Origin of the sequence: Tengunoibacter tsumagoiensis (assembly GCF_003967535.1) — a bacterium.
Classification (GTDB): Bacteria; Chloroflexota; Ktedonobacteria; order Ktedonobacterales; family Ktedonobacteraceae; genus Tengunoibacter; species Tengunoibacter tsumagoiensis.
Window position 1 is genome coordinate 2,907,709 of sequence record NZ_BIFR01000001.1, and the last position, 13,982, is coordinate 2,921,690.

Below are 13,982 nucleotides of genomic sequence, written 5' to 3' on the forward strand. Positions count from 1 at the left end.
CTCCTGGGGCCAATTGTAGTACGCTTGAGTACCACGTCTCGTCCGGTTTTTGAACAAGGGTGTGATCAATCACATCCGAGTTATGCATGGATTTCAGCACTCTACCCTTGACACTATACCACATCAAAGCTATAATTTAAACAGTTGTTTTAAATGATTATTTAAAACAACTGTTTAATAATTCTTCGGGATGAGGAATGTGTTCTTTCTCGAAAATGGATAGATGAGCAGGGTAAATAGGTACACGTTCTCCTCAAAGAAAGGCGATTCCACGGATGTCTCTTAGTCAAAAGAATACAGATGTGTTGATTGTTGGAGCGGGTCCGGTAGGACTTTCGCTGGCTTATGAATTGCATCGGCATGGTGTCTCTTGCCGCATTATTGATCAAAAGATGGCTCCTAGTGAAACTTCGCGAGCACTTGGGGTCTTCAATAGAACTCTTGAGGTGTTTGAGAGGATGGGCATCGCTCAAGAGATTACAGCGAAAACTCAACCTGTTCACTTTCTCAATGTCTATGCTCGGGGAGAGCATCTTATGCAGGTCTCTTTTGAGTCCCGAGCCTTTGAAACTCCCTTTACGTATCCTGTCTTCTGCCCCCAAACTCATGTTGAAGAGGTGCTGCGAAACCGCTTAGCGACGGATATTCACGTCGAGTGGGGAGTCACATTGGAAGCATTTGAGCAAGATGCCACTGGCGTCACGGTACAGCTACGTGATACGAGAGGTGACACATCCGAACTTCGCGTCTCCTGGTTGGCTGGCTGTGACGGAGGACATAGTAAGGTACGTAAAGACCTGCATCTGCCATTTACAGGAAATTCTTCTGAGACCTGGCTGATAGCGGACGTAGAACTGGATTGGTCGCTTGCCAAAGATAGTGTCTATGGCTTTTTCTCGCCTCTCGGGACCGTGATGGCATATCCTTTTCCAGAAGGCAAACGCTGGCGTTTACTCAATACTGCTGCAAGAGAACAGACAGATCCAGCGAGCGTTGCACAGCAATTTACGCATGCTATTGCCAGTGTTTATCACGAGGAACCAGTGCATGTGCCTGAGCCGTTATGGACTTCGGTTTTCACGATTCAACAGCGGCATGTGCCCATGATGCGTGTTGGACACTGTTTTGTCCTTGGGGATGCAGCACATGTCCATAGTCCAGCGAGTGGTCAAGGTATGAATACAGGCATTCAAGATGCCTTTAACTTAGCTTGGAAGCTCGCACTGGTCGCTCGAAACGTAGCCGAGGAATCTTTACTTGATTCTTATACCGCCGAGCGCACACCGATTGCGACGACGGTCCTACGTGGAGCCAAAGGCTTCACGCTCGCTATTGGAAATCCCACATTGACAATGCAGTATGTTCGCAACATCATCATGAAAAGCTTTTTTCTCCTCAAACCTCTGCGCAGCGTTCTCAACGGTCAGGTTTCCAAAGTACTCTCAGGGCTCAGCCTGAGTTATAAACAGAGTCAGATTGTAACGGAAGATTGGCGCGTTGAGGGAATCAATACACGAAATATGGGTGGCTTACTCTCTGGAGAGCGTCTGCCAGATATTCACTACGGCTTTGATAACACAGCTCGACTGTATAACTTGCTGCATAGCACTGATCATACAGTCCTGCTTTTTGCTGGTCTTCAATCAGATGAGACTGACCTGTTGCGGATACGCGAACTCGCTGAGTATAGTGCTCAACAGCAGAAATGGCTTCGTCCAGTCCTGATCGCTCCCAATCCAGAAAGTTACGACTCTTTGAAAGAGTGGAGTGGCACAACAACCTGCATACTCGATCAATATGGGACCTTGCATCATCGCTTTGGTGCTGAGAAACAGACGCTCTACCTGATACGCCCTGATGGTTATATCGGCTATCGTAACCAACCTGCTACCCCTGGCAACTTTGAGTCTTATGCCAAGCATGTTTTAGGAATACGTGCAACCGTCCTTGTCTGACGTAGCGATTGAGAAGAAAGAAAAAGACGATGAAACTCTACTGTATGCAGCTAGCGACCATTGGTGAAAATCATATGCCAATCCCTGGTTATCTTATCCAAACGGATGAAGGACAGCATGTGTTGATAGATACAGGTCTGCCTCACACCATCATTGCAGGAAAAAGCATACAAATGGGACCGCTACAAGTACGTATTCAGACAGTGGAACCTATAATGGCACAGTTGGCAAGGATCAATCTGCAACCAGAGAACATTGACTATCTCATCTGTAGTCACTTTGATCCAGATCACGTAGGAAATCATGAACTGTTCTCACATGCCAGATTGATTGCACAGAGAACCCAGTACGAATATGCCCTTCAGAGTCCGCTTCCACGTTTTTCTCAATTTCGCGGCCATTGGGATCGGCCTACCTTACAGTATCAACTGATTGAAGGTGATCACACACTACTCCCTGGAGTTGAGCTCATTGAAACAAGTGGTCATGTATCAGGGCACCAGTCAGTACTCGTTCGTCTCCCTGACGCAGGTCCAATCCTACTGGCTATTGATGCTATCACTCATAGTGATGGCCTCGATCCAGAAACACGGACAATGAGTCCGCTTGATATGAACGAGAAGATGCTGCGTTTAAGTACGCGGAAGCTTATTAATATAGCGCAGCGCGAACACGCCAAACACATCATTTGTGGACACGATGCAGAACAATGGATGCGCCTGAAAAAACTCCCTGAGTATTACACATAAGAAACCAGCTCATGAAATGCTGGAAATCTGTCAATTGTCAGAGTTCGCCCTATTATTGAGATTTCCGGCTGGTAGGAACAGAAAGTTGAAAGAGGGGCATAGCTATTGTCTGCTACAAAAGCGAGAAAAGGAGGAGTTTTTCCCCGGAACTCTCTTCAGAAACAAAGGAAAGCAGAACAAAGGTTCCTGTAGAGCTTACAAATGAGGAAATGAGGACAAATGCGAGGAGAAACAGAACGTCGAGAGATGGTCCTCCTGCCTCAACCTGGAAAATGAATGGGGTATGCCAGTGAGAAATGAGTTCAGTCATTTTTATAGTCAATACTCTATGTGTGTACTCAAAAACCAGGAAGATACTTGTTGACAACCTGCACAATCTGGTGTGAATCAAATGGCTTCATCAAAAAATCCGTCGATCCAGCGAAATGGTTATGCAGACCATAGGAGGTGGAATCCTCTTTTGATCCAAGCATAATCACAGGAATCCTGGCAAATTGCAGATTCTTGCGTACAATTCGACAAAAATGATATCCATCCAGGCGAGGTAACTGAATGGAGAGGAGAATGAGATGTGGAGGATAATCCGCAATGCTTATAAGGAGAGTGGGATCTGTGTTACACTACCTGAGTCGATAGAGATGCGAAATGCTTTTAGATAAGAGGAGCAAGGCATAATGCGTATGGTGCAACAACGACCCTCTGATCCTACGACCCTGGTGATTGAAACCCTTTTCTGTCATACAAGTGCCGAAACCGTTTTCAATTACTTGACGCAGCCAGCTCTTCTACAACAATGGTGGCCCCAGGAGGCCACCATTGAACCATGTTGTGGCGGTCAATATCACTTGAGCTGGCCACAGATGAACTGGCATCTTCGGGGCCAGTATCTTTGTTTTGAACCAGGCGCACGACTGACCTTTACCTGGCACTGGGACCACGATGAAGAGGGAACCTCTGAAACGGTCGTGGATGTGATCATTGAGCAGGCTGTGAACGGTGATATTCGTCTACAGCTGACTCAGGGACCATATGCTGAGACGCCAGAGGATCAGAATCTCCGGCTGGAGCATCACCTTCCTGGCTGGCTTCATTTTTTGCCACGCCTACAAGCGTGTGTGCAAGCTACTGGTAGATAGCTTTGCCCTTTTTTATTGGATCAGTCAGAAAAATCTCATGATACCTGAGAGTATTTCTTTTTTGAGAAGGGAGTGGAGCCTTTTGAAGCGTCAAGACTCAGATGCAGAAGCATGTTTTATCTGTTGGAAACATCGTGGTGATATTACTCTTCCAGGCGGTGTCCTGTATGAAGACGATCTTGTATCTGTCGGGCATATGTGGGGAGGGGAGGGACCTGCGTATCTGGGATATCTCATGGTCGAATTGAAGCGACATGTGCCAGGGTTGGCTGATCAGACCGATGAAGAAGCTCAGGCACTGGGAGTACTGGTAGCTCGCCTGAGCCGGGCACTGAAAGCGAGTGAGGGAGCAGAACACATCTATCTGTTTGTGTTTGGAGACCATGTTCCTCATCTGCATATGCATCTTGTCCCACGTTACCCTGGAACGCCACAGGCCTATTGGGGAACTCGGGTTGACGAATGGCCTGATGCACCGCGTGGAGATGCATCTGTGGTAGAGGTAGTATGTGAGCGTTTAAGGCAGTGGCTCGCACAGGAGCAGGTCCGTTCCCAATAGCATATAGAAGAGATGAAAGTGAAATCTGGCGCTAAGATAGAGCCGATTTGTGAGAACAATAGCAAGTGAGAATGAGTAGCCAGGAAAGTGGAGAGTATGTTACGAAAGATTGACTGCGTCATGATCCGCGTTGATGATGTGGATTCTGCCGCCCACTATTATGCAACGGTGTTTGGTTTGCACCCCCAGTGGAGTGGCGATGGCTCGGCGATGGCTCGATTGGACTTGTTTTTCCCGAAAGCGATACCGAGATTGTGCTGCATAGTGATTCTGGTATTCCCTCAGCAGTGGAAGTTCATTACCTCGTTGAGGACGTTGTAGCAGCCGTTTCTTTGTATGAAGCGCAGGAATGTCAGGTTCTGGTCGCTCCTTTCGATGTAACTATTGGGAAGTGTGCGGTCATCAAAGACCCATTTGGTATACGACTGTGCATTCTTGATATGACGAAGGGAGCACGGGCCCTCAATCTTGCATCATCATCTGGTGAATCTGATTGAATGCGCTCACGAGCCTCTGTTGAGGATGCTTTCATCTCTCTTCAGTACGGTCTTCTTTTCCTAGCGCGGTCAAAAAGTGATGGGTTGAAGATGGTTTATTCTAAAGATACGTTGTGTGAATGGGTGATAGAAGTCTCTCTACGGCTGCTTTTGGGTTGAATGCCCCACTTTCCTCATGTTGCCGATCTCTTACCGGAAAAGAAGAGTTAATCAGGAATGAATGAGTAAGATAGAGAAGGAGACATACAAACGATGGGCTATAATACTTCTTTTACTGGTACATTTCGGTTCAATCGCTTTTTGAGACCTGAGCATAAGGCCTATTTACACCGATTTGCGGAGATCCGTCATGAAGCGCTTCACGAAGAAAAACTGAATGACTATCCAGATCCACTTCGTGAAGCTGTTGGATTGCCAATTGGGAAATATGGGATGTATTTTACTGGTTTTATCGATCCGAAAGGCGTTGGAGACGATATTTTATTGGGTTATTGCAACTCTAGCGAAATCTATAATATCCCAGATTTATTGATACGGTCGCCAGAAGCCTTTTGGATTCCCTCTACTTTCTGTCAATGGGAGCCGACAGTTGATGGCAGGGGCATTGAAGCAAACGGAGATAAATTTTATAGGTATGTCGACTGGCTCCACTTTCTTCTCAATCATTTTCTGATACCCTGGGGGTATGAGCTTTCAGGTACTGTTTCCTATGAAGGAGAGCAGGGGGAGCATGGAAGAATTATCGTTAGCAAGAATGAAGTTCAGGTCATAGTTGATGGAGCCTCATTGGTTCCTCGCTCAAAGGAAGGCCCAGAGTTTGATGAAGTGCCCAAAACTCATTGGATGACACTTGGGTCGGTTTCTGATGCCGCACGGCAAGCTCTTCTTGAAGCAGGGGCAACTGTTGTAGATTTGTATGAAGAGCCGCCCGTTGTGCTAGTGGGTATTCCGTACGATTGGAATTATTACGAAAGATTTGGGCGCGTGGATCTCTCTATCTGGACAACAGAGGGGATCTGGCTCGATTCAAAGCAGCTTCGTTTAGAATGGAGTCACAATAACTTTCCTGGTCGTCTTTGGGGTGGCTTTCCAAGACAACGACTTATCCTTCCTGATGAGCCTTATGAATCATTGGAATAAAATTCTCTGTAAAAGGTTCAGAGGTTTGTTTGTCTCTGAATCTTTTCCTTTCCTTCTGTATCACGCGCTCTGCGGGAACGCTAGCTTGAATGGCTTTCTTTCTCCGCAATATTAAATCGTTTTTTACAATGAATGTGATACCTGATCTATCACACTCAAGCACATCCTAAAAACAACTCATTCTGGTGAGCATACGCCAGAACGCTGTGAGCGATAATGCTGACAGAACAAAGTCCAGCAACTTCGGGCACTGGCACTTCAAAAGCCTTGCGTCCTTGTTCATCAAAACACAAGAGACTTCCTTTTTGTTGGAGAAAGATGTAGCCATCATGGTCAACGATCGGTTGCTGTGCCCCAATTGATAGAGATCCTGTCATAGTAAGATCCCTTTTCCTGTGAAAAATATCGTTGTGTTAATAAAGGTTTTGGCAATTTTTTCAATTCTATACCTCCTTAACATTAGTCGTAAATTGTTGCAATGTGAGTTTTTACCTGTTCCAGTATTCTTCAACGAATCCGGCCATGAGTGGAGAGGCGCTTTTGTCTGGAATGGCAACTAATAAAGCACGCATAGCACGGGTCATGCCGACGAAGAGAAGACGACGCTCGGTTGCCATAGCCTCCGTAAGCTCTTCACGCGTTGCATACTCTGGCTTTTGAACGTATTTCGCACTTTTGTGCAGGCCGGCCAGCGCGACGATAGGAAACTCCAGGCCCTTGGCCGAGTTGAGTGTCAAAATTTTAATACCAGGCTGTGTCAGGCTGAGATACTGCCCCGACATAAAGGTCGCCTCCAGGGCGTAGGATTTGAGGGCGCTGGCAATGGCACGACCAATTTTTTCGCTGGGACAAAGGATGGCACAGGCATCTATTGGTAGCTTGTAACTTCTGGCGGCACCTGTCAGGAAGCTGGCCAGGAGCTGGGCTTCGTCTTTGTCGTTGAAGACTTTTCGGATCGTTGGAAGTGGACCATGGTAGGTGTAGTGTCGTTCAATTGGTTCGTTGTCCAGCACTTCCTGCGCCAGATACGATTGAGCTGCCTCACCGATCTCTTGCGTGGAGCGATAGTTGGTGTGAAGAATGGCGGTACGACCCCTGAATTGTAACTCATGATGAATTTGAGACCAGTTGAAGTGGCTCCCATAAATAGATTGATTAGCGTCTGCGGTGATAAAAAGTTTGTTGGGATTACGACAAAGTTGAACCAGTAGCCGCAGGGCGCTTGGGTCAAGGTCCTGGGCCTCATCGATAATAACTGCATCATAGGAGAGTGTGCTCTGTCCATCAGCAACGATACGTTCGACACGTGCACGTAGGCCCTCCCAGAGCTCTTTTCCTTCCTTCTCTAATAACTTTTGCAGGATCTCATGCAGCTGCCAGATGAGCTGACGTTGCCCGGCACTTAAGGGAAGCTTGCGCCCTGGACGTGGTGTGGCCTGATAATCCGCAAGGGTGTTGATCTGTCCGGCGATGATGACCCGACGTATCTCCTGCTGAAGATAGTCAACTCCGATCCGTTCTAACTGTTGTACGTTTTTGGGATCAACGCTTTTATCACGAGAGAGCTCCTGCAGAGCCTGCAAGAGAAGCTCGTCAAAGTTAGACTGGGTAGCCAGCGTTTTTCTCTGTCCTGCCCCTTCGGCGATCTGGGTGATGATTTTATCAACCGTCTGAACCTGTACGTATTGGATGTCTGCACCGAGCAACTGCTCCAGAAGCTGTTCAGAGGATTTGACCAGAGCATTGGTATAGGTGGTGAAGAGGATCTTCGTCTGGCCTTTGCCCTGTTTGCGTAAGGCTTCAATGATGGCTCGTACACGATAGAGGGCGATAGTGCTTTTTCCGGTTCCTGGCCCTCCTTTGAGCAGGGTGGGACCACTGGCCTGCAATCCCCAGTTGGCGTATTTTTCCTGTTCGGGCGAGAGTTTGAGCAGAAAGCCAAGCAGCTCACCTTTTTTGAAACGGAGCAGGTCGTTGACTTCAGGCAGGAGATAATCTTTTTCTTCGAAGATCCTGACCAGCGGTTTCTCGAACATATGGGTGTCTATTTTCAGTTTGTATTCGTCGGGTACTCCTGGACAGTCAAGGAGCTGTTCCTGTGATGTTGTCTGTAAAAGGCGAGGATGATACTCAGCCGGGATTAACAGGTTGATCAGCAGGTCTTTGGTAAGGGGTTCTGGGTAGGGCTTCTCTTCAGTGATGGTTTGTGCTGCCGTGTCTGTGTCTGATACGGTGGTAGGGGCAAGTGGCAGGTCGAGTCCGCCCAGATATTCAGCCTGGAAATCCTCATCATAGGTATCTTCTCGACGTCTACGCAGAGCGAGCAGGCTAATATAAGGCTGTTCAAAAGTATAGATAATACGATAATTTCCACTCTCTAAGCGATGTAAGCGGCGGTCAATTTTTGTGAGCTGTTTTTTGAGGTTGCCATCTGGATGCGGATCTTTTGTCAGGTAAGCGATCTTTTCGAGGATCTGATGTGCTTCCTTTGGTGGGAGGGCCAGCCATTCAGTCTGGAAGGTTGGTTTGGTGGTAGTGAGCCAGCTAGTCGTCATACAAGCCTTGCTCCTTTTTGTACAAAAATTCTAAAAAGGCGTTTTACAGCTTTCGCTGAAAATTGAGTATCTATTTTAGTTGATTGCTATCCTCTTTTTCTTATGTTAGAATAATACTCTATTTACTGAATGATTAGCAACTTAGACAATCAAAATACTGGCATTACTGTTCTCCTTTACTATAAATGAACTTGCGATCTCTCTAAAAAAAGTGCTGTGATGTATAATGAAACATCTTCTGGCTGCTCTGGAAAGGAGCTTTTTCTCTATGTTAAACTCTCCTATCCCCCCTGATATTGATGTAACAACACATCTGCAAAATGTGATTGCCGGTTGGAAGGGTGATCGGCTTGGCTATCAGCTTGATCGGCTCTATCAAGATTGCCTGGATGTGGTAGGTAAGGATAAACAGTTGCTGCCACTGAGAATAATGGCAGTCAAGGCGATGGATAGCACTCAGTTGAGGCAGGTTCTCAGAAGTAGATCGTATCAGATTCAGTATGGAGTAGATCCGATTGGACGCTTCGATGCGATTCTCATCCCCTATCGTGTCTCTGGGATATATGGATTTCTTTTTGCGTATGAGGAAGAATTGTCTGTTCGCGATCAGGTAGCGCTGTTTGCTCATGCTGTTGGGCATCTTTTGCATAATCACTCGCAGCGACTGGTCGATAATGCACCCTCGCTTGATCCCGAAGCTGATGAGGCACATACCGATCGGCTGGCTGAGTTGCGTTATCTAGATAGCGAGCAGAACAGAAATTATGTGGATCGGGTGATCTTAAATGAGTTTCCTTTGCTTACCAGTTTAATTGAGGTTGCTGACGAGTCTCCCATCATACAAAATCGTGCCATTAGACAACTTGAGCCACTGTTGCGAGCGAGCGGCTGGGCTGAAGATTACATTAAGACTCCTTATATCTATACAGCTGGACGCATCATTCCTCATTCACAACAACGGGGAAAGAGCCTGAAGATCGATGCATTATTGAGGGGGGAGCGGCTCTCGCTCCCGCTGGCTGCCGTGCATTTTCAGCGCGATAATGAAAGTATACTGGAAGCAGAGAGACGCCTTCGGCAGGCCGCCAGGCAGCTCTGTGTACCCTTCGCGTATCTGGTGCTTCAGAGCCAGTCTCAGACTGTAGAGATCACTGAGATGGATTGGACCTCGGGTGATCTTGTGCTTTCTCAACTTTCGTATTTTCCAGAGCGCGAAGCGTTGGTGAGACGCTGGCTTGCCAGCCAGAAAATAACTGATGTCGCTGCACGTGATGCCTTAGCCTACCCCTATTATGCTGATCCCCCACTGCGCTATTATCAGGAGACGGCTGTGACGCGTGCGGTGGTTGCAACCCTACAGGCCCAACGGGGACTGCGCGAGCGAAAGATCCTGCTAACTCTGGCTACCGGGACTGGTAAAACCCGCGTAGCTTTCCAGATCCTTTGGAAATTAAAGAAGAGTTTTCAGGTAAAAAATGTGCTGTTCCTGGCTGATCGTGGTTATCTGCTGGATCAGGCGCAGACGCAAACCTTCTGGCCTTTTGGGGATGCCATCAAGCGCGGCCTGGGAGAGCGCGATACGGCGCATGATGTGCTGTTTGGTACCTATCAGTGGATCGCTAATCCGCAGGATGAGGAGAAGCGCTATCAGACCTATCCGCCCGATTATTTTGATGTGATTGTGGTTGATGAGTGTCATCGCGGGAGTGCGGCAGAGAACTCTAGCTGGCGTAAGGTGCTGGAGCATTTCTCGGGGGCGGTGCAGATCGGTCTGACGGCGACACCGCTCTCGACAAAGGATGTGCAGACCAGTCACTATTTTGGCCCCTCTCTCTACACGTATTCGTTGAGCCAGGGGATCAATGATGGCTATCTGGCTCCCTATAATGTGCGCTTGATCCAGATTGGCAAAGAGGAGCCCTCGACCCAGAAGCGTCTTCCTCAAGAGACGCAAGAGACTGTGGATGAGGAGATTGTGATGAAGACCGGAAAGGTGATGCGGCAGTATACACAGGTGATTGCTGAACATCTGGCCGCTTATCTGCAGCGTCAGGAGCATCCACGCGACCATAAGACGATTGTGTTTTGTGTGAATAATGAGCATGCCGATGAGATGCGCCAGAGACTGATCGAGGCCTGTGCTGGCTGGAGCCGGGCCGGGGATATTGTGCGCATTGTGAATGATGATGGAGCAGAGGGGAAGCGTGACCTGGATGCGTTCTGCTCGATTGAAAAGCGGCAACCAGTGATTGTGACGACGTCGCAACTGCTCTCAACGGGCATCGATGTGCCTACCTGTCGCACGATTGTTTTTGCGCGTGGCGTGGGCTCGATGGTTGAGTTTAAGCAGATCATTGGCCGTGGCACCCGGCTGGTGGAGGAGACAAAACGCTGGTTTACGATCCTGGATTACGCTGGTGCGATCAAACATTTCTTTGACCCAGACTTCGATGGCGAGCCAACCTCGATTCAGACTGAGGAGATTGATGTGGATGCAGCTCCAGCAGCATCAGTTGACGAGGAACCTTCTGAGCAGCCTGGAGAGGAAAGTACACCTGCCGCTGGTGCTACTGAAGTGCAGCAAGAGCCTACTCCGCACACTGAGCCACTACCAGATGAGCAGACCGCTGCAGCGCTTTTCGGCGGCCAGATTCCACAGGCGACCTCGCCAGGAGCGGTGAGCGATGGGAAAGAAGATTATGTGGCGGATACTCAAGGTGGGAGTGAGAAACCATTGCTCATGTCAGGAACTGATAAGCCAGAAGCACCTGTCGAAGGTGCTCAGGCATCTGCTACCACAACAGCCACTTTTCAGAATTCCGGTACTGAGTCTGAACAAGAAGAGCCTGTGACGGTATGTCAGGCAAGCTGTTCGACGACAGCCTCTACAGCCTCTACAGAACCAGCCAGACCGGTCGCTATCGCCCAACCTGTAGCACAGGCAGATGGGGAAAGTGTTAGAAAGGCCAGGCAGCAGACGGCACAGGAGCCAGAGCCCGTGAGCCATGTTATTCAGGGAGCCAATGGTCATCGCTTTAAAGTTGTTGGTGAAAAATGGTATGAGCTGGATGCCAGCGGCAGACAACTGCGTGAGGGCACCAAACGCGAGTTTGTTGCGCAGTCTCTGCGCGATCTGGTGAAGAGTCCCCAGGAGCTCTACTCCTATTGGGTGAATGGAGAAGAACGTAAGCTCCTTATCGACCAGCTGAAGGAGGATGTTGTGGGGCTGGATACGCTGGCCGCTGAGATGAATTTGCCAGAGGTTGACTATTATGATCTGTTGCGCCATGTATTGTTTGATCTGCCTCTGTTGACGCGCCCGGAGCGGGTGGAGCAGCTACGCAGTCGGCATCCCGCGTTTATTGAGCGCTTTGCCGCCAGCCCGCTCGCCCTCTTTGTGCTTGAAGGCTTACTGGAAATATATAGCACTCGACCGGATGTTAACTTTGACTCTGGCTGGCTTGAATTTGTACAGATTACACCGAAGCGGACAAAGCAAGAGCTGATGCAGGAGATCAAGCGTGCTAATGGTGGGAAGGCCTATCTTCAGACAATGGAAGAGCTGCAAAAGCTGCTGTATGAGGATGATCAGGTAAGCATTGATCAGTAGCAGTGAGGCAGGGATGACCAGCCCTACCCAAAAGTTCTTCTGGTCAGGCGAAATGCTTGAAAATCAGTTCTATCTTTATTATGATGGGGAGAAGTAGAACTTATCGACCCGGGAGCCACGCGTCGTGCGGTACTTTGTAGTGAGTCAGGAAGGAAATGTTTTTTTATGGTTGTCTCTCAACAGCAGTCGTTATTTGGTGAAGAGTTTACCACGCCCCCGAAGCAGAACGAGCCCCCATCGTCCTCTGCCATCACGCCAGCGCAGAAGCGTACAAAGAAAGTGAAGCAGCCATTGAGTAATCGACAACAGCTCTCGGCAACCATTAAAAGTGTGCGCGATCTGCTGCGTAAGGATGCTGGTCTCTCGGGTGATACTGATCGCCTTCCCCAACTGGTCTGGCTCCTCTTCCTAAAAAACCTGGATGATTATGAGCTGATGCGCGAAGAAGAGCTGGGGGAGCGCTATACGCCGATCGTAGCTGAAAAATACCGCTGGCGCGATTGGGTAGTGGGCGAGAGCCTGACGCACCAGCGCAAAGGTGATGCACTGCTCAGCTTTGTGAATGATGATCTTTTTCCGTATCTGGGAAAATTGACCAGTGAGAACCCCCGCGATCTGCGTGCGATCATTGGCACTATTTTTAGAGGCACCTACAATCGCATCCGTTCTGGCTATATTCTGCGCGAGGTGGCGGATAAGATCAACACCATCAACTTCAATTCCTCCGATGATATTCATGCCATCTCACTGTTCTATGAGACGATGCTGAAAGAGATGCGCGACTCTGCCGGGGATGCTGGCGAGTTCTATACCCCACGACCGGTGGTGCGTTTTATCATCGATCGCCTGAACCCCCTGCTGGGCGAGACCCTGCTGGACCCGGCCTGTGGCACCGCTGGCTTTCTGGTTGAGGCCTATACCCGTCTGGATGAGCAAGTAAAAACACCTGAGCAGCGCCAGCTGGCTCAGCAGAGTCTTCATGGCTTTGAGAAGAAATCGATGTCATATCTGCTGGCGATCATGAACCTGCTGCTGCATGGCATCGAGGCTCCCAACGTCCAGGAACGCAATACGCTGGCCCAGGCCAATATGCGCACCATCCAGGATAAGGATCGCGTTGACATCATCGCCACCAATCCGCCCTTCGGTGGCGAAGAGGAGCGCGGCGTTCTCAACAACTTTCCCGACGGGATGCGTACCGCCGAGACGGCCCTGCTATTCTTCCAGTATATCCTGGCCCATCTGAAACGTCCGCATGGCCGCTGCGGCGTCGTCCTGCCCAATGGCTTCCTGTTTGGCAACGGTATCGCCAGTATCATCAAGAAAAACCTGCTGACCAACTTTAATCTGCATACGATTGTGCGCCTCCCCGTTGGCACCTTTGCCCCTTACACGAGCATCCCCACCAATATCCTGTTCTTTGAGGCCTGTGCAGCGAAAGACGAGCTGGTCGAAGAGCCCTGCACCAGAGAGGTCTGGTACTACGAGATCCCCCTGCCAGCCGATCGCAAAAGCTATAGCAAGACCAAGCCAATGCCCTACGAAGATTTCCAGGGCTGCCTTGACTGGTGGGAGAACCGCGTCGAGAACGAGCACGCCTGGCGCGTCCCCGTCGAAGAACTGCTGGCCAGCGACTGTAACCTGGACCGCAAGAACCCCAACGGCCAGAAAGACTTTGAACACCTGCCACCTGAGCAGTTAGTGAAGAGCATCCTGGAAAAAGAGAAGAAGATTATCGGTATCCTGGAAGAGATTAAGGGAATGTTGGGAGGAGCGTAACC

The 13,982-nt window shown here is 49.1% G+C and carries 11 protein-coding genes; 8 read left to right on the forward strand and 3 right to left on the reverse strand.

Translation table 11 applies throughout. The features are described 5' to 3' along the window. The first annotated feature begins 275 nt into the window (after nt 1-275). A complete protein-coding gene (locus EL628_RS11510) occupies nt 276-1,955 on the forward strand; it encodes an FAD-dependent oxidoreductase (RefSeq protein WP_126580089.1) in 1,680 nt (559 codons plus the stop codon). Nucleotides 1,956-1,984: 29 nt separating this feature from the next. Continuing rightward, a complete protein-coding gene (locus EL628_RS11515) occupies nt 1,985-2,704 on the forward strand; it encodes an N-acyl homoserine lactonase family protein (protein WP_126580090.1) in 720 nt (239 codons plus the stop codon). A 338-nt stretch (nt 2,705-3,042) separates the two neighbouring features. On the opposite strand, the gene EL628_RS11520 is transcribed toward EL628_RS11515, so the two are convergent. Beyond that, nucleotides 3,043-3,300: a response regulator gene (locus EL628_RS11520; RefSeq protein ID WP_126580091.1), complete on the reverse strand. Its 258-nt coding sequence runs from the start codon at nt 3,298-3,300 to the stop codon at nt 3,043-3,045. A gap of 78 nt (nt 3,301-3,378) precedes the next feature. Between EL628_RS11520 and EL628_RS11525 the strand changes: the two genes are divergently transcribed. The 4 genes from EL628_RS11525 (at nt 3,379) to EL628_RS11540 (ending at nt 6,036) form a co-directional block, all read left to right on the forward strand. Beyond that, on the forward strand, nt 3,379-3,840 hold the full coding sequence (locus tag EL628_RS11525) for an SRPBCC family protein (RefSeq protein WP_126580092.1): 462 nt from the start codon (nt 3,379-3,381) through the stop codon (nt 3,838-3,840). Between the two features lie 37 nt (nt 3,841-3,877). Continuing rightward, nucleotides 3,878-4,399: an HIT family protein gene (locus EL628_RS11530; protein WP_126580093.1), complete on the forward strand. Its 522-nt coding sequence runs from the start codon at nt 3,878-3,880 to the stop codon at nt 4,397-4,399. 188 nt (nt 4,400-4,587) lie between these two features. Beyond that, on the forward strand, nt 4,588-4,896 hold the full coding sequence (locus EL628_RS11535; protein ID WP_126580094.1) for a VOC family protein: 309 nt from the start codon (nt 4,588-4,590) through the stop codon (nt 4,894-4,896). A 252-nt stretch (nt 4,897-5,148) separates the two neighbouring features. Further along, the gene (locus EL628_RS11540; protein ID WP_126580095.1) at nt 5,149-6,036 is read left to right on the forward strand and encodes a hypothetical protein; all 888 of its coding nucleotides are present in this window, start codon (nt 5,149-5,151) and stop codon (nt 6,034-6,036) included. Nucleotides 6,037-6,191: 155 nt separating this feature from the next. Here the strand turns inward: EL628_RS11540 and EL628_RS11545 are convergent, their stop codons facing one another. Continuing rightward, entirely contained in the window at nt 6,192-6,413 is a 222-nt protein-coding gene (locus EL628_RS11545) for a hypothetical protein (protein ID WP_126580096.1), read from the reverse strand. 111 nt (nt 6,414-6,524) lie between these two features. After that, a complete protein-coding gene (locus EL628_RS11550; RefSeq protein ID WP_126580097.1) occupies nt 6,525-8,591 on the reverse strand; it encodes a UvrD-helicase domain-containing protein in 2,067 nt (688 codons plus the stop codon). 268 nt (nt 8,592-8,859) lie between these two features. Here EL628_RS11550 and EL628_RS11555 point away from each other — a divergent pair, with 268 nt between their 5' ends. Next, nucleotides 8,860-12,201 carry a DEAD/DEAH box helicase family protein gene (locus EL628_RS11555; protein WP_161975431.1) on the forward strand — a complete coding sequence of 1,114 codons (3,342 nt, stop codon included), beginning with the start codon at nt 8,860-8,862 and terminating at the stop codon, nt 12,199-12,201. A 165-nt stretch (nt 12,202-12,366) separates the two neighbouring features. Then, on the forward strand, nt 12,367-13,980 hold the full coding sequence (locus EL628_RS11560; RefSeq protein ID WP_174719960.1) for a class I SAM-dependent DNA methyltransferase: 1,614 nt from the start codon (nt 12,367-12,369) through the stop codon (nt 13,978-13,980). Nucleotides 13,981-13,982: the final 2 nt, after the last annotated feature.